Raw genomic sequence first — 19,586 nt, 5'->3', positions numbered from 1 at the left:
GTGACTGAGATCCGCACACCCTCGCCGCGGCGCGGAACGAACCTCCCCCGGATGGGGGATTTCAACCTCACCGTCATCCTCGACGCGATCCGGCGCGCCCCGGGCGGCCTCAGCCGGGTGGAACTCGCGCAGATCGTCGGACTCTCGCCGCAAACCATTTCCAACATCTCCCGCCGGCTGCTGGACCAGAACCTCATCGTCGAGGCGGGCAAGGAAGGCACCGGGCCCGGAAAACCGCGGACCATGCTCAGGCTCAACCCCGGCGGCATGTACGCCGTGGGCGTCCACCTCGACCCCGCCGTCCTGACCTTCGTTGTGCTGGACCTCGTCGGCGCCGTCGTCAAGCACTCCCGGATCAAGACCCCCTCCCGCACGGATCCGGGCTCCATCATCGACACCATCGCCGCCGAGATCAAGCAGCTGGTCGAGGACTCCGGGGTGGACCGTTCCAAGGTCGCAGGGCTGGGTGTCGCCTCGCCCGGGCCCATCGACCTGGTCGAAGGCGCCGTGGTGGATCCGCCGCTGCTGCCGGGCTGGGAGCGCGTTCCGTTGCGCGACGCCCTGGCCGAGGCGACCGGACTCTCCACGATCCTGGACAAGGACGTAACCAGCGCCGCCGTGGCCGAAACATGGGCCGGCGGCCCCAGCGGTGCCGGCAGTTTCGTCTTTATGTACATGGGCACCGGCATAGGCTGCGGTCTGGTCCTCAACGACGAGGTCATCCGCGGCACCTCCGGCAACGCCGGCGAAATCGGCCACATCATCGTGGACCCGGACGGGCCGCTGTGCGATTGCGGCCAGCGCGGCTGCGTGAAATCCTCGGCCATCCCGCAGGTCCTGGTGGCCCAGGCCGAGGCAGCCGGGGTGTTGGACGGCTCCCGCGCGGACCGGAGCGCCCCGGCGGTGCAGGAAAGCTTCGCGGAACTCTGCGCGCTGGCCTACGGCGGGAACGAGGCCGCACTGGAGATCATCCGGAAATCCGCTGTGCTGGTCGGCCGGGCCATCTCCGCGGTCACCAACGCCCTGGATGTAGACCGGGTGGTGTTTGGCGGACCGTTCTGGACCTGCCTCGCGCCGGCCTACCTGGAGCTGATCCCGGGCCTCGTCGGCGAGAACAGCGCCACCTGCAAGATCCACGGGATCGAAGTGGTGGGCACGGGCGTGGGCGAGGACGTGGGTGCGATCGGCGCCGCGTGCCTGGTCCTCGAACACACCCTGGCGCCCCGCTCCCAGCGCCTGCTGCTGGAGGGTTAGGGCCCGCCCTCAGACGCCGCCGCCGGCAGCGCCGTCACCGTCAACACCAATTCAGTCGATGTCCTCGATGACGGTGCCGAAGGGGATCGCCTCGTCCACGTGCGCCTGGTGCCCGGTGGGACCCCGGTTGTAAGACACCTTGACACCGTGCAGCTTGTCCGCGGCGGACTGCATCAGCACCGGCCGGACCGTGTTGATAAAACTCTCGCTCTTGCCTGCGAGATACTCCTGGTAACTGGCTGGAAGCTGAATCATGGCATCAGGATAGACCTGCGCCGCGGACAAGGGGAGGGCCCTTGGGGGCGAATAATCTTCTGTCCCGACCGTCACAGCTGCGTAAAGACGCGTCTTAATTCGGCGTCCGACTTGTTTGCCGCTTTCCCGGCCCTTAGAGTCGTAGTCAAGTTACCGCGGTAACGTGTCAGCGATCCTCCGCTGCAGGCCAGCCCACTGGAGCAATCCCAGCGGCGGCCAAGGAGGGTGTGGGTGCCCCCATGTGGGCCTGACATTTGCTCACGGACAACTTCGTACCAGGCGTAACAGTCGCGGCTGCGCCCTGCTGAAGTTTCCTCCGTGTTCCCCAAACTCAACTCATTGGCGGCAGCGCCGGCCGGTTTTCCGGCCTCAGCTGGCGGCAATGGCTCACAGCCAAGGACGCAAATGTCACCACCAAGCCTTATCGACGCACATCCCAATCTCGCCGGCGCGGCCCCTCTGGCCCTGTCGTACGAGCTGTTCCCGCCCCGGTCTCCCGCGGCCGCGGAAACGCTCTGGACCACCATCGCCGAACTGGAAGCCACCAGCCCCGACTACGTGTCGGTGACCTACGGTGCGAGCGGCTCCAACCGGGGCACCGCCGTCGAACTTGTCCGACGCCTGGTGCAGGAAACCTCGCTGCGCCCGCTGGCGCACCTGACCTGCGTGGGCAACACCCCTCAGGAGCTCGCCGAAATCATCGGCGAACTGCTCGACGTCGGCGTCCGCGGCATCCTCGCCTTGCGCGGGGACCAGCCCAGGGACGGCGAACTCCCGGCGGACGGCTCGCTCCGGTACGCCCAGGACCTGATCGAACTGATCCGACGCGTCGAACAGCGCCGCTCGGCGCTGCTCTGCGCCGGCAAAGTGGCAGTCGGCGTCGCCGCCTATCCCACCCGGCATCCCGAATCACCGAGTGAGGCGCACGACGTCGAGGTGCTGCTCGCCAAACAGCGGTCCGGCGCGGACTTCGCCATCACCCAGGTCTTCTTCCACACCGAGCAGTATGCGCAGCTCCTAACCCGGGCACGCCGTGCCGGCGTCACCATCCCGATCGTCCCCGGGGTGATGCCGCTGACCAGCATCCGCCGGCTCACCCGCCTCGGCGAACTCACCGGCGTGGAGCCGGCCCCGGAGCTGATCGAAAAGCTCTCGGCCGCCGAGACCGACGCCGAACGCAACCGCATCGGGGTCGCGGCCACCGTGGACCTGGCCAACGCGGCACTGGACGCCGGAGCCCCGGGCCTCCACCTCTACACCTTCAATGAGCACGCCAGCGCCCTCGACGTGCTGGACAAGCTTGCGCTGCCGCGCCCGCACCGGGCCGGCAACCGCACCGGGGCCGCGCGCCGCGGCGCCGGCCAGCAGCTCGCCAGCTGACCATCCGCTTCCGACGCAACCTGACGACAAAACCCAAGGACTTTCCCATGACTGAACAGCACAACACCCCCTTCCCGTCCGCCTCGATCCTCGGCTACCCGCGCATCGGCCGCCGCCGCGAGCTCAAGAAGGCCGTCGAGGCCTACTGGGCCGGCAAGATCGACGCCGCGGCCTTGGACGCCGCCGCCAAGGACATCCAGCTCGGCACCGCCAAGCGCCTGCAGGGCCTGGGCCTGACCGAGGCCGCCGCCGTCCCCGGCACCTTCTCCTACTACGACCAGGTCCTCGACGCGGCAGCCCACCTCGGCGCCGTGCCCGCCCGCTTCGGCAACCTCCTGGACGCCGACGGCCAGCTCGACATCGACGGCTACTTCACCCTCGCCCGCGGCACCAAGGACCAGCAGCCGCTGGAAATGACCAAGTGGTTCGACACCAACTACCACTACCTCGTCCCGGAAATCGGCCCGGAGACCAGCTTCGCGCCGACCTCCGAGCGGATCGTCGAGGAATTCGCCTACGCCCTCGCCAACGGGGTGGAAACCCGGCCGTACCTCGTCGGACCGGTCACCTTTCTGCTGCTGAGCAAGGCCTCCGATGACGCCCCGGCCGGGTTCAGCCCGCTGTCCCGCCTCGAGGACGTCCTCCCGGTCTACACCGCCCTGCTCCAGAAGCTGGCCGCCGCCGGCGCGAGCTGGGTCCAGCTCGACGAGCCCGCCCTCGTGGTGGACCAGGACACCCCGGCAGCGGAAATCGACGCCGCCGTCGCCCGCTCCTACGAGGTTCTCGCCGCCACCGCGAACCGCCCGCAGCTGTTCGTCTCCACCCCGTACGGCGCGCTGGGCGGCCAGCTCGGCACCCTCGCGGCCACCGGCATCGACGCCCTGCACCTGGACGTCTTCAAGGGTGAGGTCCCCTCGGCCGCCGCGCTGGCCGCGCTGGGCAACAAGACCCTCGTCGCCGGCGTCGTGGACGGCCACAACATCTGGCGCAACGACCTTGCCGCCTCCGCGGCCAAGATCGCCGAGCTGCAGAAGTCCGTCGCCAAGCTGGCCGTCAGCACCTCTACGTCGACCCAGCACGTGCCGCACGACGTCGAGGAGGAAGTCCAGCTCTCCGCGCAGCTGCGCAGCTGGCTCGCCTTCGCCGACCAGAAGGCCGCCGAGGTGGTCACCCTCGCCGGGCTCCTGACCGACCCTGATGCCGTCCGTCCGGCCATCGACGAGGCCACCCGCATCATCGCCGACCGCGCCGCGGCCGACGGCGTCCGCCGCGCCGAGGTCCGGAACCGAACCGCGGCCCTGACCGACGCCGACTTCAGCCGCTCCGCCTACGGCGTCCGCGAGGCCGCGCAGACCGAGGCCCTGCACCTGCCGCCGCTGCCGACCACCACCATCGGCTCCTTCCCGCAGACCGCCGAGATCCGCACCGCCCGGGCCCGCGCCAACAAGGGCGAACTCAGCACGGAGCAGTACGAGCAGCTCATGCAGGACGAGATCAAGCGCGTGGTGGAACTCCAGGAAGAGCTCGGCTTCGACGTCCTGGTCCACGGCGAACCCGAACGCAACGACATGGTCCAGTACTTCGCCGAGAACCTCGAGGGATTCGACGTCACCGTGCACGGCTGGGTCCAGTCCTACGGCTCCCGCTGCACCCGCCCGTCCATCCTCTGGGGCGACGTCACCCGCAGCGCCCCGATCACCGTTGAATGGGCCAGCTACGCGCAGTCCCTGACGAACAAGCCGATGAAGGGCATGCTCACCGGCCCGGTCACCATCCTGGCGTGGTCCTTCGTCCGCGACGACCAGCCCCTCGGCGAGACCGCCAACCAGGTGGCCCTGGCGCTCCGGGACGAGATCGCGGACCTCGAAGCCGCCGGCATCAAGGTCATCCAGGTCGACGAGCCGGCGCTGCGCGAACTCCTCCCGCTGCGCAAGGCCGAGCAGGCCGCGTACCTGGACTGGTCCGTGAAGTCCTTCCGGCTCGCGACCGCCGGCGCCGCGGACGCCACCCAGGTCCACACGCACCTGTGCTACTCGGAGTTCGGCGCGATCATCGACGCGATTGACGGCCTCGACGCCGACGTCACCTCGATCGAGGCCGCCCGTTCCCGCATGGAGGTTGTCCACGACCTCGAGTCACACGGCTTCGGCCGCGGCGTGGGCCCGGGCGTCTACGACATCCACTCGCCCCGCGTCCCGGGGGAGCAGGAAGTCACCGAGCTGCTCAGCACCGCGGTCAAGCACGTCCCGTCCCGCCAGCTCTGGGTCAACCCGGACTGCGGCCTGAAGACCCGCGGCTACGCCGAGACCGAGGAGTCCCTGCGCAACCTGGTGCACGCCGCCAAGACGGTCCGCGCCGAGCTGCTGGAAGCGGCCAAGTAGCCTGCTGCGCCACCTACGGCGGCCGGCCACCTCACAAGGTGGCCGCCCGCCGTCGTACGCGTTTTACCAGGCTGCTGAGCAAACGCCCTTATGGCCCCTCAAAAGGGCGTGAACGGAGCAGCCGATCAGGATTCCCAGAGGATCTCGTCGTCGACGACGCCGTCCTCGTCCGCGGAGGCCACCAGGACCTCATCGGTGAAGTGTGAGCCCAGGGTGAAGTCCAAGACGAAGTAGCGCTCCGGCTGGCCGGGGAAGATGCCCACATGGCCCAGCTTCAGGGCCTTGAGGAAGACCTGGTTGGTCAGCTGCGCCTTGTCGGTCACGCCGAAGACCTGCTTTAGGTGCTCGGGCTTGATGGCGTTGCAGTGGAAGCGGAGGTATTCCTGCGGGCTGGTGCCTTCCTGCTCCAGCTCCTCAGCGATCATGTCGCGGACCTGGTCCACGAGCTCGGGCAGGAAACGCAGCCGGTAGTCAACCTTGTGCATGGCCGCCTCGTCGAAGTGGTCATGCGCGTTGACACTGAGGTCAAGTTCCAGGGGCTGGCCCGCGAGTTCGTGTTTCGCGGCGAAATTATGGTCACGCCCGTGGTTGAGCTCGATCTCTCCAAAGTGCTGGCTCGCTACCTTGCTCATGTCTTCAACATAGTCCTGAAAACTGGTCCGTTCCAGCATCGCTGGGGATTTATCCGATACCGGACCCGCCGCGGGGCGTGCGGCCGGTACATTGATCGGATGCAGACCGTCGCCGCCACCGTTGCCCGTGCCCGTGAAGTTTTTGACAACGGAACCACCCGTCCGCTGGCGTGGCGGCTGGAGCAGCTCGGCAGCCTGCGGCGGATGCTGATCGAACGGCGCGAGGATTTCGCCGCGGCGCTCGCCGGCGACCTGGGCAAACACGAAACCGAGGCTCAGCTGACGGAGATCGGCTTTGTCACGGCCGAGGCCGCGCATCTGGAGAAGCACCTGGAGACCTGGCTGCGCCCCCGGCCGGTGTCCGTGCCGCTCGCCGTCCAGCCGGCCAAGGCCTGGACCGAGCTCACCCCGCTGGGCGTGGTGCTGGTGATCGGCCCGTGGAACTACCCGCTGCAGCTGCTGCTCGCGCCGCTGGCCGGGGCCCTGGCCGCGGGCAACACCGTGGTGCTCAAGCCCAGCGAGCACGCCCCGGCCACCTCCGCCGCCCTGGCCCGCTGGATTCCCGAGTACCTGCCGGGCGCAGCGCAGGTCATTGAAGGCGGCATTCCCGAGACGACCGAGCTGCTGGCCCTCCGCTTCGACCACATTTTCTTCACCGGCGGGGAGGCGGCGGCCAAGGCAGTGCTGCGCGCCGCCGCCGAGCACCTGACCCCGGTGACCCTGGAACTGGGCGGCAAGTCCCCGGCCTACGTGGACGCCTCCACCGACGTGGCCAAGGCGGCCAAGCGGCTGGCCTGGGGCAGGTTCATGAACGCCGGGCAGACCTGCGTGGCCCCGGACTACATCCTCGCCACGGAGGACGTGCTCGCCCCGCTGGAACGCGAGCTGGTCAAGGCGATCGGGGCCCTCTTTGGGGAGGACTCGGCCCGGAGCGACTCCTACGGCCGGATTATCAACGACAGGCACTTCGACCGGCTGGCAGCGCTCGCGGACGGCAGCACCGTGGTCCATGGCGGCGGGCGCGACGCCGCCAGCCGGCACTTCGCCCCCACCCTGCTCCGGCCGGCTCCCGGGGACGCGGTGATGGGGGAGGAAATCTTCGGCCCGCTGCTGCCGCTGGTCCCGGTGAACGGTCGGGACGAGGCGATCCGGATGATCAATGCCGGCCCGAAGCCGCTGGCCCTGTACGTGTTCAGCAACGACGCCGGCACGCGCCGGGCGTTCTCCGAACAGACCTCCTCGGGTGCGCTGTGCTTCGACGTCCCGGCCGCGCACCTGACGGTGCCCGGACTGCCGTTCGGCGGGGTGGGCAACAGCGGCATGGGCGCCTACCACGGCGAACATTCGCTCAGGACCTTCTCGCACGAGCGCTCCACCCTGTCCAAGCCGCACTGGCCGGACACGCTGGAGTTGATCTACCCGCCCTACACCAAGGCCAAGCACCGGATCATCAGCACCCTGGTGGCGCCGGCCGGGAAACTCAGCATCAAGTCAGGCAAAAAGCCCGGCAAAAAGGCCAGGAAGGGCGCGGGCCAGCCCTAGGGGTCAGTCCCGGCGAGTGGTGCCGAGCTTGTGCAGCGTGTCCGAGAGTAACTCTACGAAAAGCTGGACCTGGGCCGTCAGCTGCTCCTTGGGCAGCAGGGCGAAGACGTTGCGGGCCAGCCGGATTTCCGGGACGTCCAGCACCACCACGCCCGGGGGCCGGCGCAGCAAGGCCAGTTCCGGGACCAGCGCCGCCCCGAGGCCGGCGGCCGCCATTTCCAGGCTGGCGTGGAAGTCGTCGCTGTAGGCGACCACACGCGGGTGCAGGTTGCAGCTGGCGAAGAGCCGCTCAATCACGGTGGCGTCCGAGGTGCCGGGGTGGTGCATGATCCACGGCATGTCGGAGAGGTGGTCCGCCGCGACCTTGGAATCAGGGCCGATGCCCCAGGCGGCGGGCAGCACCACCCGGAAGTCGTCGTCGCCGATCCATTGCCGGTTCACCGTGTGCGGCCAGGCCAGGCCCGACTGGCCCACCTGGTAGACCAGGGCCACGTCGAGATCGCCGCCGGCGCGCAGGCCCTGGATGGTCTGGCCAGGTTCGGCCACGGAGACCCGCAGCTCGATGCCGAGCTTCCGCCAGGCCGGATTCTGCAGGATGCGGGGGAGGACGTAGGTGGCCAGGGACGGGAAGATGCCCAGCCGGAGCTCCTGGCTCGTGCTGTCGTGGGTCCGGGCCGCCGCAGCCATCAGCGTGTCGATATCGGTGAGGACCTTGGCCGCGTGCCGGGTCATCACGACGGCGGCCTCCGTGGGCTGGATGCTCCTGGCCGAGCGCTGGAACAGGGCCACCCCGGTGTCCCGTTCCAGCGCGGACATCTGCTGCGACACCGCCGATGCCGTGTAGCCGAGCCGGGTGGCGGCCGCCGTGAAGGAGCCGAGCCGGACCACTTCCACCAGCGTTCGGAGGTGCACGGGGTTGATCAAGGGCTGCCCTTCGGTGGTTACGGTGAGGCGGGTGCGAAATCCCGCTTCATTCTGGCACATTGGTTCCCAGGCAGCCGGTGCGAAATCACACTCATCCGGCGGCCCCGCGGTGACGAATTGCCCATAAGTAGATCCATCAGGACAATTCAGGCGAAGCAACAGGAGCGGACCAGTGCAGCAAGCAGCAAGTATCCCGGACGGACGGCGGGTTGCCGTGATCGGCAGCGGGGTGGCCGGACTGACCGCCGCCTACGTGCTGAACCGGCGGGACCACGTCACCGTCTTCGAGGCAGACGTGCGACTCGGCGGCCACGCCCACACCCATGACGTGCCCCTGACCGACGGCTCCGTGCTGGGCATCGACACCGGCTTCATCGTCCACAACGAACGGACCTACCCCACCCTGCTGAGGCTCTTCCGTGAACTGGGCGTGCAGACCCAGGACTCGGAAATGAGCATGTCCATCCGCTGCGACGGCTGCGGCCTCGAGTACGCCGGTGCCCGGGGCGGCGCGCGGGGAATCATCCCGCGGCCCTCCACCCTGCTGCGCGGCCGCTACCTGAAGATGCTGCTGGAGGTCGGGCGCTTCTACCGCCGGGCCCGCGCCCTTCTCGCGGAAACCGACGCCGACGGGGCCGCCACGGCCGGCACTCCCGAGCTCACCCTAGGCGAGTTCCTGGACCGGGAGAAGTTCAGCAGCTACTTCATCGTGCACTTCATGACCCCGGTGGTCAGCGCCGTCTGGTCCTGCGACCCGACCACCGCGCTGGCGTACCCGGCCCGCTACCTCTTCACCTTCCTCGGCCACCACGGACTCCTCGGCGTCAATGGCTCCCCGCAGTGGCGCACGGTCACCGGCGGCTCCCGTACCTACGTGGACAAGCTCGCCGCCACGCTGCCGGACGTCCGCCTCGCCAGCCCGGTCACGCGCGTCCGGCGCCTCGCCGGAGGGGTGGACATCACCACAGACAACGGTACCGAGAGCACCGAGACGTTCGACGCCGTCGTGATCGCCACGCACCCGGCGCAGGCGTTGCGGATGCTCGCGGACGCTTCGCCCGCCGAGCGGGAGGCGCTCGCCGGCATGCCCTACTCGGTCAACCACACCGTCTTCCACCGCGACGACGCCGTGCTGCCCGCCAGCGACAACGCCAAGGCCTCCTGGAACTACCGACTGCCCTCCTGCGACGCCCGCCCGGACCGGGTGCTGGTCAGCTACGACATGACCCGGCTGCAGCGGCTGGAACCGACGGACGGCAAACGCTACATCGTCAGCCTCGGGGAGTCGGAGCTGATCGGCGACGGCACCGTGCTGGAGCAGATGGTCTACGAGCACCCGCAGTACACCCCGGATTCGCTGCGCGCCCAGCAGCAGATCCTGGGCCTCGGCGACAGCCGCCTGGCCTTCGCCGGTGCCTACCACGGCTGGGGCTTCCACGAGGACGGCGCCCTCTCCGGCGTCCGCGCCGCCGCCCGGCTGGGCCGCGACTGGGAAGACCGCGTGGCGGGGCCGCAGGCAGCGGAACTCCAGACGTCCCTGGAGGGCGCATGAGCAGCCAGGCAGCGATTTACCGCACCTCGATCGCGCACGTGCGGCGCACCCCGCTCAAGAACGCCTTCACCTACCGCTGCTATAGCTGGTATGTCGACGTCGACTCCCTCCCGAAGCTGCCGCGCTGGCTCGCGCCGCTGGCCGGCTTCTCCGCCGCGGACCACCTGGGCGACCCGGACGGGACACTTCGCGGCAACGTCGAGCGCTACCTCGCCACGCAGGGCATCACCCTCGACGGCGGACGGATCACCATGCTGGCCAGCGCCCGCGTCCTCGGCCACGTCTTCAACCCGCTGAGCCTGTTCTGGTGCCACGACGCCGCCGGGAACCTGCGCTGCGTGGTCGCCGAGGTCCACAACACCTACGGGGAGCGTCACTGCTACCTCCTGGAGACCGACGACGCCGGCCGGGCCAGCGTGCCCAAGGCGTTCTACGTCTCGCCGTTCAACGACGTCGAGGGCCAGTACCGGATGAAGCTTCCGGAGCCCGGCGAGCGGCTGGCGGTCTCGATCGTCCTGGAACGCGAAGGACAGAAACCCTTCGTCGCCACCATGGACGGCGTCCGCAGCGAAGCCACCGTGCCGAACATCCTGGCCGCGGCGCTCGCCGTCCCGCTGGCGCCGCTGCGGGTCGCAGCGCAGATCCGCTGGCAGGGCATCAAACTTTGGGCACGCAGGCTGCCCGTCATCAAAAGACCACACCACCCCTCACAGGAGGCAGTCCAGTGACCATCACCGAAGCGACCGGATCCCAGCCGGTGGAGAAGAACCCAGCACAGTCCAAGGCAGCGCTGAATAACGCCCAGTCCAACCACGGCGTGCCTTACACCGTGCCGCAGCCGCCCGCCGTCGTCGACGCCGGAATCTGGCCCAGCATCGCCGCGGTGCCCTCGAGCCTCAAGGCCCGGCTCGCCGGGCGGGTCGCGGACGCCATCTTCCGCGCCGCCGTACGCAGCCTCCCGCTGGAGGTGCGCTACCCCGACGGCACCGTCCTTGGCAGGGCCGCCGCCGGCAAGTCCCCGTCCGGCGAGCCGTACCCCGTCATGACCATGAACCGGCCGGAAGCCTTCGCCGCACGCCTGGGCGACGGCGGCCTGATCGGGCTGGGGGAGTCCTACATGGCCGGAGACTGGGACGCGGACAACCTCACGGCAGTGATGGAAGTCTTCGCCGCCCGGGTCGGGACGCTGGTCCCGGAGCCGCTGCAGAAGCTCCGCGGCCTCTACCTGCCCCGCACCCCGCGCACCGAACGGAACTCGGAGCAGAACACCCGCTCCAACATCTCCCGGCACTACGACCTGTCCAACGAGCTTTTCGCGACCTTCCTGGACAGCACCATGACCTACTCCAGCGCCCTCTTCCCTGAGAGCGGCGAGGCGCTGGGCCACGTGGCGTGGGACGGCCTGGCCGCCGCGCAGCAGGCCAAGATCGACCGGCTGCTGGACAAGGCCGGGGTGACGGAAGGTACGCGCGTGCTGGAGATCGGCACCGGCTGGGGCGAACTCGCCCTCCGCGCCGCAGCCCGCGGGGCCACGGTCTATTCCGTGACCCTCTCCAGCGAACAGCAGGAACTGGCACGCCAGCGCGTGGCCGAGGCAGGCTACGCCGACGCCGTCACGATCGAACTCAAGGACTACCGGGCCGTGGAGGGCGAGTACGACGCCGTCGTCTCGGTCGAAATGATCGAAGCGGTCGGCTACGAATACTGGGCCACCTACTTCCAGACGATCGAACGCGTGCTGGCCCCCGGCGGGAAGGTCGCCATCCAGGCCATCACGATCGGCCACGACCGGCTGATCGCCACCCGGACCAGCTACACCTGGGTGCACAAATACATCTTCCCCGGCGGCGTCATCCCCTCGGTCCGGGCCATTGAAGAGATCACCGAGAAGCAGACCGGGCTCCGCGTCCGCGAACGCCTCGCCATGGGCGAGCACTACGCCCAGACGCTGCGGCTGTGGGAGGAGCGCTTTATGGCCCGCGGCGAGGACGTCCGCGCCCTCGGCTTCGACGAGATCTTCCAACGGATGTGGCTGTTCTACCTCTGCTACTCCCGCGCCGGCTTCGAGACCGGCTACCTGAACGTCCAGCAGATCGTCCTGGACAAGGCAGCCACCAAGGCTGCCGGCCGCAGCGCGACGACGGCGTCCGGCGAACGGGCGGCAGGATGAGGGGCGCCCTGGCCGGCACCATCGCCGAGGTCCTCCGGCCGCTTGTGGGCGGCGAGCTTCCCGTCCGGCTGATCGTCTGGGACGGCAGCGAGGCCGGCCCCGCCGGCGCCCCCGTCGTGCGGCTCAACTCACCTGACGCCATCCGCCGGCTGCTCTGGGCACCGGGGGAACTGGGCGCCGCCCAGGCGTACGTCACCGGAGAGCTGGACGTCGACGGCGACCTCAACGCCGCCCTCGAGCACCTGTGGAAGGTGGTCAGGGACCGCGGCCTGTCCGGCATCCGCCCCACCCCGGCCGTGCTCGCCGGCGTCGCCCGGATCGCCAGGGAAGCCGGAGCCCTGGGCGCCCCGCCCGAGCCGCCGGCCAGCCAGGCCCGGGTGAAGGGGCGGCTGCACAGCCTGATCCGCGACCGCGCCGCCATCAGCCACCACTACGACCTCAGCAACGACTTCTACGCACTGATTCTTGACCCGCAGATGGCCTATTCGAGCGGGTACTGGACGGATTCGCGCGGGAACGCAGCGCCCGGCTACGGCCTCGAAGACGCCCAGCGGGACAAACTCGACCTGGTCTGCCGCAAGATCGGGCTGCGGCCCGGGATGCGGATGCTGGACGTCGGCTGCGGCTGGGGCTCGCTGAGCCTGCACGCCGCGCAACACTACGGCGTCGACGTCGTCGGCGTCACGCTCTCGGTCGAACAGAAGGCGTTCATCGACGCCCGGATCAAGGAACGCGGCCTTGAGGGGCGCGTGGAGATCAGGGTGCAGGACTACCGCGAGATTCCGGACGGCCCGTTCGACGCCGTCGCCTCGCTGGAGATGGGCGAGCACGTGGGGCAGCGGAACTACCCGGTGTACGCCGCCGCGCTGTTCAACAACGTGGTCCCCGGCGGCCGGGTGCTGGTGCAGCAGATGTCCCGCCGCGGCAAGCACCCCGGCGGCGGGCCGTTCATCGAGTCGTTCATCGCCCCGGACATGCACATGCGCCCGGTGGGGGAGACCCTGGGGTTCCTGGAGGACGCCGGACTCGAGGTCGAGGCCGTCGAGGCGATGCGCCGCGACTACGTCCGGACCCTCGAGGCCTGGTACGCGCGGTTCGAGCAGAACCACGACGCCGCCGTCGCGGTGATGGGCGAAGAGATCGCCCGGGTCTGGCGGCTCTACCTGGTCGGCGCGCTGCGCAGCTTCGCCGAGGGCCGGATGGGCGTGGAACAGATCCTCTGCAGCCGCCCGGAGTAGGCGGCCCCAGCGGCCCTTAGGCGGCTCCCGGCAGGTCCCCTGCCGGGAGCGCTGTTAGGCGAATCACCGTGAGCAAAGGCGGGCACCGAGAGGTGCCCGCCTTTGCTGTGCGGTCAGCCACTACATGTAGTGCTTCGTCCCACTCCGGCCCCTTCTGGGGGAACCCGCGACACGCCGTCCAGAATGCGACACGCGGGGCGGTTAATTGTGGCTAACTACTCCACAGGGTGTGGATGGTGTCCTCGAAAATGGCTGAATTCCGGACATTTTGAAGGCCCCGGCCTGTGGATTAATGGTGCGTTAAATGACATACTTGTAATACATCATCTTGGGGTCCACGCGGGGCTCTTGCACTACATGTAGTATCGACTTACAGTTCGAGCGAAGCGGTTGCAGACCGCCAGGCGAGGCCAGTAGCGGATAAGGATTCCTGTTCCGAGTCGGCCCCACCGGACACGAACCAAAGACTTCAACAAAGGGGACTCAGGACATGACCGTTACGGTTTACACGAAGCCGGCTTGCGTGCAGTGCAACGCTACCTACCGCGCTCTCGACAAGAAGGGCATCGCTTACCAGAGCGTCGACATCTCCCAGGATGCCGAGGCCCTCGAACGCCTCAAGTCCCTGGGCTACATGCAGGCCCCGGTCGTCGTCACCGACCAGGACCACTGGTCCGGCTTCCGCCCGGACAAGATCGAAGAACTGGCGCAGGCTGCCGCCGTCGCGGTCGCCTGAAAGCCTCCACGCAGCACCACCACGTCGGATGAGGTGACTCCTATGGCACTGGCAACCGCCGGACCGCCGCTGGCAGCGACCACCGTGGACTCAGCCACGGTTCGCACTACCGGCAGCCACCTCATCTACTTCTCCTCCACCTCAGAGAACACCAAACGCTTCGTGCAGAAGCTGGGTGTCGACGCCGCCCGCATCCCCCTCCACGCGAGGGAACCGGCACTGCTGGCGACCGAACCCTACGTGCTGGTGCTTCCCACCTACGGGGGGACCGGGGGAGAGGGATCCGTTCCGAAGCAGGTCATCCGCTTTCTGAACGATCCGAGGAACCGGCAACAGCTCCGTGGAGTGATCGGGGCGGGCAACACGAACTTTGGGGACAACTACTGCATGGCCGGCGACATCATCGCCGCCAAATGCCAGGTCCCGCACCTATATCGTTTCGAACTCATGGGGACGCCGGAAGACGTCAGCCGAGTACAACAAGGATTGGAAGAATTTTGGACACGACTGTCGCAGACACCGAAGTGACCGGGGGTTCCCACATGGCCGGTAACACCGCCGTCGAGAAGCACACCGTCCCCGGCGAGAAGCCGGCGCTGCCGGCCGCCTACCAGGGCCTGGGCTACCACGAGCTCAATGCCATGCTGAACCTGTACGGCCCCAACGGCGAGATCCAGTTCGAGGCCGACCGCGAGGCCGCGCACCAGTACTTCCTGCAGCACGTGAACAACAACACCGTGTTCTTCCACGACCTCGAGGAAAAGCTCGACTACCTCGTCAAGAACGAGTACTACGAGCGCGAAACCCTCGACCAGTACACGATGAACTTCATCCGTGAGCTCTTCAACCGCGCGTACAAGAAGAAGTTCCGCTTCGAGACGTTCCTCGGCGCGTTCAAGTTCTACACCTCGTACACGCTGAAGACGTTCGACGGCAAGCGCTTCCTGGAGCGCTACGAGGACCGCGTCTGCATGGTGGCCCTGCACCTGGCCCGCGGCGACGAGAAGCTCGCCACCGCGATGGTGGACGAGATCATCGAGGGCCGCTTCCAGCCGGCCACCCCGACGTTCCTGAACGCCGGCAAGAAGCAGCGCGGCGAGCTGGTCTCCTGCTTCCTGCTCCGCATCGAAGACAACATGGAGTCGATCGGCCGGTCCATCAACTCCGCGCTGCAGCTCTCCAAGCGCGGCGGCGGCGTGGCGTTCGCGCTGACCAACATCCGCGAGGTCGGCGCGCCCATCAAGCAGATCGAGAACCAGTCCTCCGGCGTCATCCCCGTCATGAAGCTCCTCGAGGACAGCTTCTCCTACGCCAACCAGCTCGGTGCCCGCCAGGGTGCCGGCGCGGTGTACCTGCACGCGCACCACCCGGACATCTACCGCTTCCTGGACACCAAGCGCGAGAACGCGGACGAGAAGATCCGCATCAAGACCCTCTCGCTCGGCGTCGTGATCCCGGACATCACCTTCGAGCTGGCCAAGAAGGACGAGGACATGTACCTGTTCTCGCCGTACGACGTCGAAAAGGTCTACGGCATGCCGTTCTCCGACGTCTCGGTCACCGAGAAGTACTACGAGATGGTGGACGATTCCCGGATCAAGAAGACCAAGATCAAGGCGCGCGAGTTCTTCCAGACCCTCGCCGAGATCCAGTTCGAATCCGGCTACCCGTACATCATGTTCGAGGACACCGTGAACCGGGAAAACCCGATCGACGGCAAGATCATCATGTCCAACCTGTGCTCGGAGATCCTCCAGGTTTCGCAGCCCACGACGTACCACGATGACCTGTCCTACGACACCACCGGCAAGGACATCTCCTGCAACCTGGGGTCGATGAACATCGCCAAGGCCATGGACTCGCCGGACTTCGGCCTGACCATCGAGACGGCCATCCGCTCGCTCTCGGCCGTGTCCGACATGTCCAACATCACCTCGGTGCCCTCGATCGCCCGCGGCAACGACCAGAGCCACGCGATCGGCCTCGGCCAGATGAACCTGCACGGCTACCTGGCCCGCGAGCGGGTCCACTACGGTTCCGAAGAGGGCCTGGACTTCACCAACATCTACTTCTACTCGGTGGTGTTCCACGCGGTCCGCGCCTCGAACCTGCTGGCGATCGAGACCGGCCAGACCTTCGGCGGCTTCGAGAAGTCCAAGTACGCGTCCGGCGAGTTCTTCGACAAGTACACGGACCGGGAATGGGTTCCGCAGACGGCCAAGGTGGCCGAGCTGTTCCAGAACATCCACATCCCCACCCAGGATGACTGGCGGGAGCTGAAGGCCTCCGTCATGGAGCACGGCATCTACAACCAGAACCTGCAGGCCGTCCCGCCGACCGGCTCGATCTCCTACATCAACAACTCCACCTCCTCGATCCACCCGGTGGCGTCCAAGATCGAGATCCGCAAGGAAGGCAAGCTGGGCCGCGTGTACTACCCGGCGCCGTACCTGACGAACGACAACCTGGAGTACTACCAGGACGCGTACGAGATCGGCTACGAGAAGGTCATCGACACCTACGCCGCGGCCACGCAGCACGTGGACCAGGGCCTGTCCCTGACGCTGTTCTTCAAGGACACCGCCACCACGCGCGACATCAACAAGGCCCAGATCTACGCCTGGAAGAAGGGCATCAAGACCATCTACTACATCCGTCTCCGCCAGCTCGCGCTGGAAGGGACCGAGGTTGAGGGCTGCGTCAGCTGCGCACTATGAAACCAATATCGGTTGATTCTCACTAGGAGATGAAATGATGGAAACGGCGACGGCGACGGGCGGCTTGGTCTACGGCATCCGTCTTCGGCGGGAGGTCGAGTACCGCTATGTCGGTATCACCACCAAGACGGCTAGTCGTCGTTTCCATCAGCACCTCCGCGTGGCCGCAGAGGGACGCAAGACCCCGTTCTACGATTGGCTCCGAAAGCATGACCCGGCGGACGTTATCGCGGATGAGTTGGACTGGATAGAGGGTCTGCCCGAGTTAGGGAAGGCCGAGATCGACTGGATCAGCTACCTGCGGCGCGAGGGGGACCGTCTGCTCAATCTGTCGGATGGTGGCCTTGGGCCGACCGGAGTTGTTTGGACGCACGCCATGCGGGAGGCCGCACGCATTCGTTCGACTGGTCGTAAGATCGCCCGGATTTCAGGGCCGGGAGCCTCCTTCTATGGGAAGAACCACAGTGCTGAGCAGCGCGAAAAATGGTCACGTGAGCGCAAGGGCACGATCACTGGCCCTGAGAATCCCAACTTCGGCAAGTTCGGCCCTGAACATCCCAGCTATGGCCGCGTCATGAGCGAGGAAACACGTGCGGCTCTTTCGGAAGCCAGGAAAGGTGCCGGCAATCCGAACTTCGGTAAGAAGGCCAGCGCGGAAACCCGTGCGAAAATGTCAGCAGTACGGAAAGGCGTCCCTAAGCCGTCCAGCCGACGCAGTGCCCACACAAGACATCACACCAACAAAGGCATCGAGAAAGCCGAGTGCAGCTTCTGCATCGAGGACTCAGCCAAACCCAGTCTCTCTTCAGAAAGCGAGTCGGAGTCATGACAGAAAAAGTGAAGCTTCTTAGCCATGTTGAGGCGATCAACTGGAACCGCATCCAGGACGAAAAGGACGTTGACGTCTGGAATCGTCTGGTCAACAACTTCTGGCTGCCGGAGAAGATTCCGCTGTCCAACGACGTGCAGTCGTGGGCGACGCTGACCCCGGACGAGCAGCAGCTCACCATGCGCGTGTTCACCGGCCTGACCCTGCTGGACACCATCCAGGGCACCGTCGGTGCCGTCTCGCTGATCCCGGACGCGCTCACCCCGCATGAAGAGGCTGTCTACACGAACATCGCCTTCATGGAGTCCGTGCACGCCAAGAGCTACTCCTCCATCTTCTCCACGCTGGCCTCCACCAAGGAGATCGACGAGGCTTTCCGCTGGTCCACCGAGAACGAGAACCTTCAGAAGAAGGCCCAGATCGTCATGGACTACTACCAAGGCGACGACCCGCTGAAGCGCAAGGTCGCCTCGACGCTGCTGGAGAGTTTCCTGTTCTACTCGGGCTTCTACCTGCCGATGTACTGGTCCTCACGGGCCAAGCTGACGAACACGGCCGACCTGATCCGCCTGATCATCCGCGACGAGGCCGTGCACGGCTACTACATCGGCTACAAGTTCCAGAAGGGACTGGAAGGTCTGTCCGAGGAGCGCAAGCAGGAGATCAAGGACTACACCTTCGAGCTGCTCTTCGAGCTGTACGAGAACGAAGTCCAGTACACGCACGATCTCTACGACTCCGTCGGCCTGGCCGAGGACGTCAAGAAGTTCCTGCACTACAACGCCAACAAGGCGCTGATGAACCTGGGCTACGAGGCCATGTTCCCGGCCTCCGTCACCGACGTGAACCCGGCGATCCTCTCGGCCCTGTCGCCCAACGCCGACGAGAACCACGACTTCTTCTCGGGGTCCGGTTCGTCGTATGTGATTGGCAAGGCTGTTAACACTGAGGATGACGACTGGGACTTCTAGGTCCCGTCCGTCGATTTCCCCTGAGAAGGGCGGATCGCGTCGTCCGCGACTGCTGTCAACGACGAAGGCTTCGCGCGTTGTAATCAACACGCGGAGCCTTCGTCGTTCCCGAATGGTATAGGTGGCTACTTCCGGGGCACCCCGGCGGCGGCCTCGGCCGCAGTCAGCGACGCGCGGAACGCCGCTACGGCGGACCGGTAGTTGGCCGTGTTGGATTCTGACTTTGCCTGCTCGGCGTGGCGCCTGGCCCTGTTCATGGCCGCGGTCGCGGGGAAAGCGGCGTCGGACATGGCCGGGAAATCGAACTGCAGCTTAGGGTCAACTTCGTAGGCCAGCCACTGGCTGTCTAGGAGCTTATGCTGTGCGGCAACGGAGCCGAAGGCTTGGGCGTCAGCCAGCGACAGCCCGCTTAGGCTTCCGGAAGCCAGACCCGCGGCTTCTTCCGCCTTCCGGATGGCCTCTTGCTGGCGTTGCAATGCTTGTTCGGCTCCAAGCCCTTTGGAGTCTTTGAGCCGGTGCTTTAGAACCATGTTGTTTTCATAAATCCGGATTTCCTGTGGGGTCATACGGTCCAGCTCCGACGAGCTTCGGCTGACCACATCGCTTGGGCCGCGCCGGCTGGCGATGCTGCTGACCGGGATGGGGAACAGGAACTTGCCCAACAGGAAACCCGCGAGCACGATGCCTACAACCACCCAGTCCGGCAGGGTTGCCGAGCCTGTAGACCCGGCAACGAAAAAGGCGCCCAAGTTCGTTAGCGCCTGGCCGGTGGTAAATGTCAGTCGCGTCTTTCCGAGACGCCTCACCTTGCGGTGCGTGGTGAGTTGCCGGACGTGAAAAGAACGGGCCCTGGAGATCCAGTCGCGGGTTCGGTTCACCAAGTGAGGGCTTTCAGTCATAATCCCGAGGATAGCGGTCTACACAGACACCGAACCGACGGTGTCCCCGGCCTGTCCGCAGTGCTCCCCGTGAGCGCTTCGAAAACCGAATGGACCCCGCACATTA

The 19,586-nt window shown here is 66.8% G+C and carries 17 protein-coding genes; 13 read left to right on the top strand and 4 right to left on the bottom strand.

Annotation, left to right across the window (positions count from 1 at the left end):
* Positions 1 to 51: 51 nt before the first annotated feature.
* Positions 52 to 1,254, top strand: a complete 1,203-nt coding sequence (locus ABLI39_RS00405; RefSeq protein WP_349411594.1) for an ROK family transcriptional regulator — start codon at positions 52 to 54, stop codon at positions 1,252 to 1,254.
* Between the two features lie 51 nt (positions 1,255 to 1,305).
* On the opposite strand, the gene ABLI39_RS00400 is transcribed toward ABLI39_RS00405, so the two are convergent.
* A complete protein-coding gene (locus ABLI39_RS00400; RefSeq protein WP_349411361.1) occupies positions 1,306 to 1,509 on the bottom strand; it encodes a hypothetical protein in 204 nt (67 codons plus the stop codon).
* Positions 1,510 to 1,914: 405 nt separating this feature from the next.
* Between ABLI39_RS00400 and ABLI39_RS00395 the strand changes: the two genes are divergently transcribed.
* Both ABLI39_RS00395 and metE read left to right on the top strand, forming a co-directional pair.
* Entirely contained in the window at positions 1,915 to 2,889 is a 975-nt protein-coding gene (locus ABLI39_RS00395; RefSeq protein WP_349411360.1) for a methylenetetrahydrofolate reductase, read from the top strand.
* Between the two features lie 47 nt (positions 2,890 to 2,936).
* Positions 2,937 to 5,270: a 5-methyltetrahydropteroyltriglutamate--homocysteine S-methyltransferase gene (gene metE / locus ABLI39_RS00390; RefSeq protein ID WP_349411359.1), complete on the top strand. Its 2,334-nt coding sequence runs from the start codon at positions 2,937 to 2,939 to the stop codon at positions 5,268 to 5,270.
* Positions 5,271 to 5,395: 125 nt separating this feature from the next.
* Here the strand turns inward: metE and ABLI39_RS00385 are convergent, their stop codons facing one another.
* A complete protein-coding gene (locus ABLI39_RS00385) occupies positions 5,396 to 5,902 on the bottom strand; it encodes a DUF2004 domain-containing protein (protein ID WP_349411358.1) in 507 nt (168 codons plus the stop codon).
* A 99-nt stretch (positions 5,903 to 6,001) separates the two neighbouring features.
* Here ABLI39_RS00385 and ABLI39_RS00380 point away from each other — a divergent pair, with 99 nt between their 5' ends.
* Positions 6,002 to 7,444, top strand: coding sequence for an aldehyde dehydrogenase family protein (locus ABLI39_RS00380; RefSeq protein WP_349411357.1), 1,443 nt, complete (start codon positions 6,002 to 6,004; stop codon positions 7,442 to 7,444).
* Between the two features lie 3 nt (positions 7,445 to 7,447).
* Here ABLI39_RS00380 and ABLI39_RS00375 read toward each other — a convergent pair whose 3' ends face one another.
* Positions 7,448 to 8,368 (bottom strand): LysR family transcriptional regulator, encoded by a 921-nt coding sequence (locus tag ABLI39_RS00375; RefSeq protein ID WP_349411356.1) that lies wholly within the window; start codon positions 8,366 to 8,368, stop codon positions 7,448 to 7,450.
* A 172-nt stretch (positions 8,369 to 8,540) separates the two neighbouring features.
* Here ABLI39_RS00375 and ABLI39_RS00370 point away from each other — a divergent pair, with 172 nt between their 5' ends.
* The 9 genes from ABLI39_RS00370 (at position 8,541) to nrdF (ending at position 18,581) form a co-directional block, all read left to right on the top strand.
* Positions 8,541 to 9,920, top strand: coding sequence for an NAD(P)/FAD-dependent oxidoreductase (locus ABLI39_RS00370; RefSeq protein ID WP_349411354.1), 1,380 nt, complete (start codon positions 8,541 to 8,543; stop codon positions 9,918 to 9,920).
* Positions 9,917 to 10,648: a DUF1365 domain-containing protein gene (locus ABLI39_RS00365; RefSeq protein ID WP_349411353.1), complete on the top strand. Its 732-nt coding sequence runs from the start codon at positions 9,917 to 9,919 to the stop codon at positions 10,646 to 10,648. The genes ABLI39_RS00370 and ABLI39_RS00365 overlap by 4 nt, the downstream gene beginning before the upstream one ends.
* A complete protein-coding gene (locus tag ABLI39_RS00360) occupies positions 10,645 to 12,090 on the top strand; it encodes a class I SAM-dependent methyltransferase (RefSeq protein ID WP_502935162.1) in 1,446 nt (481 codons plus the stop codon). Before ABLI39_RS00365 ends, ABLI39_RS00360 begins: the two co-directional genes overlap by 4 nt.
* Entirely contained in the window at positions 12,087 to 13,328 is a 1,242-nt protein-coding gene (locus ABLI39_RS00355) for a class I SAM-dependent methyltransferase (RefSeq protein WP_349411352.1), read from the top strand. The genes ABLI39_RS00360 and ABLI39_RS00355 overlap by 4 nt, the downstream gene beginning before the upstream one ends.
* A gap of 490 nt (positions 13,329 to 13,818) precedes the next feature.
* On the top strand, positions 13,819 to 14,064 hold the full coding sequence (gene nrdH / locus ABLI39_RS00350; RefSeq protein ID WP_018773329.1) for a glutaredoxin-like protein NrdH: 246 nt from the start codon (positions 13,819 to 13,821) through the stop codon (positions 14,062 to 14,064).
* A 42-nt stretch (positions 14,065 to 14,106) separates the two neighbouring features.
* Entirely contained in the window at positions 14,107 to 14,592 is a 486-nt protein-coding gene (nrdI, locus tag ABLI39_RS00345; RefSeq protein ID WP_349411351.1) for a class Ib ribonucleoside-diphosphate reductase assembly flavoprotein NrdI, read from the top strand.
* Positions 14,593 to 14,606: 14 nt separating this feature from the next.
* Entirely contained in the window at positions 14,607 to 16,781 is a 2,175-nt protein-coding gene (gene nrdE / locus ABLI39_RS00340) for a class 1b ribonucleoside-diphosphate reductase subunit alpha (RefSeq protein WP_349411592.1), read from the top strand.
* 34 nt (positions 16,782 to 16,815) lie between these two features.
* Positions 16,816 to 17,610 (top strand): NUMOD3 domain-containing DNA-binding protein, encoded by a 795-nt coding sequence (locus ABLI39_RS00335; RefSeq protein WP_349411350.1) that lies wholly within the window; start codon positions 16,816 to 16,818, stop codon positions 17,608 to 17,610.
* Positions 17,607 to 18,581: a class 1b ribonucleoside-diphosphate reductase subunit beta gene (gene nrdF, locus ABLI39_RS00330; protein ID WP_091561398.1), complete on the top strand. Its 975-nt coding sequence runs from the start codon at positions 17,607 to 17,609 to the stop codon at positions 18,579 to 18,581. Before ABLI39_RS00335 ends, nrdF begins: the two co-directional genes overlap by 4 nt.
* A gap of 125 nt (positions 18,582 to 18,706) precedes the next feature.
* On the opposite strand, the gene ABLI39_RS00325 is transcribed toward nrdF, so the two are convergent.
* Positions 18,707 to 19,480 (bottom strand): hypothetical protein, encoded by a 774-nt coding sequence (locus ABLI39_RS00325; RefSeq protein ID WP_349411349.1) that lies wholly within the window; start codon positions 19,478 to 19,480, stop codon positions 18,707 to 18,709.
* Between the last annotated feature and the right edge of the window lie 106 nt (positions 19,481 to 19,586).

The sequence above is a fragment of the Pseudarthrobacter sp. B907 genome (assembly GCF_040137805.1).
Lineage (GTDB): Bacteria > Actinomycetota > Actinomycetes > Actinomycetales > Micrococcaceae > Arthrobacter.
The sequence above is the reverse complement of the archived record's forward strand: the minus strand, read 5'-3'. Positions and strand labels throughout refer to the sequence as shown.

Coding starts and splice junctions, on each gene's coding strand:
- ABLI39_RS00405 (WP_349411594.1), top strand. CDS start 52: ATGGGGGATTTCAACCTCACCGTCATCCTCGACGCGATCCGGCGCGCC.
- ABLI39_RS00400 (WP_349411361.1), bottom strand. CDS start 1,509: ATGATTCAGCTTCCAGCCAGTTACCAGGAGTATCTCGCAGGCAAGAGC.
- ABLI39_RS00395 (WP_349411360.1), top strand. CDS start 1,915: ATGTCACCACCAAGCCTTATCGACGCACATCCCAATCTCGCCGGCGCG.
- metE (WP_349411359.1), top strand. CDS start 2,937: ATGACTGAACAGCACAACACCCCCTTCCCGTCCGCCTCGATCCTCGGC.
- ABLI39_RS00385 (WP_349411358.1), bottom strand. CDS start 5,902: ATGAGCAAGGTAGCGAGCCAGCACTTTGGAGAGATCGAGCTCAACCAC.
- ABLI39_RS00380 (WP_349411357.1), top strand. CDS start 6,002: ATGCAGACCGTCGCCGCCACCGTTGCCCGTGCCCGTGAAGTTTTTGAC.
- ABLI39_RS00365 (WP_349411353.1), top strand. CDS start 9,917: ATGAGCAGCCAGGCAGCGATTTACCGCACCTCGATCGCGCACGTGCGG.
- ABLI39_RS00355 (WP_349411352.1), top strand. CDS start 12,087: ATGAGGGGCGCCCTGGCCGGCACCATCGCCGAGGTCCTCCGGCCGCTT.
- nrdH (WP_018773329.1), top strand. CDS start 13,819: ATGACCGTTACGGTTTACACGAAGCCGGCTTGCGTGCAGTGCAACGCT.
- nrdI (WP_349411351.1), top strand. CDS start 14,107: ATGGCACTGGCAACCGCCGGACCGCCGCTGGCAGCGACCACCGTGGAC.
- nrdE (WP_349411592.1), top strand. CDS start 14,607: ATGGCCGGTAACACCGCCGTCGAGAAGCACACCGTCCCCGGCGAGAAG.
- ABLI39_RS00335 (WP_349411350.1), top strand. CDS start 16,816: ATGATGGAAACGGCGACGGCGACGGGCGGCTTGGTCTACGGCATCCGT.
- nrdF (WP_091561398.1), top strand. CDS start 17,607: ATGACAGAAAAAGTGAAGCTTCTTAGCCATGTTGAGGCGATCAACTGG.
- ABLI39_RS00325 (WP_349411349.1), bottom strand. CDS start 19,480: ATGACTGAAAGCCCTCACTTGGTGAACCGAACCCGCGACTGGATCTCC.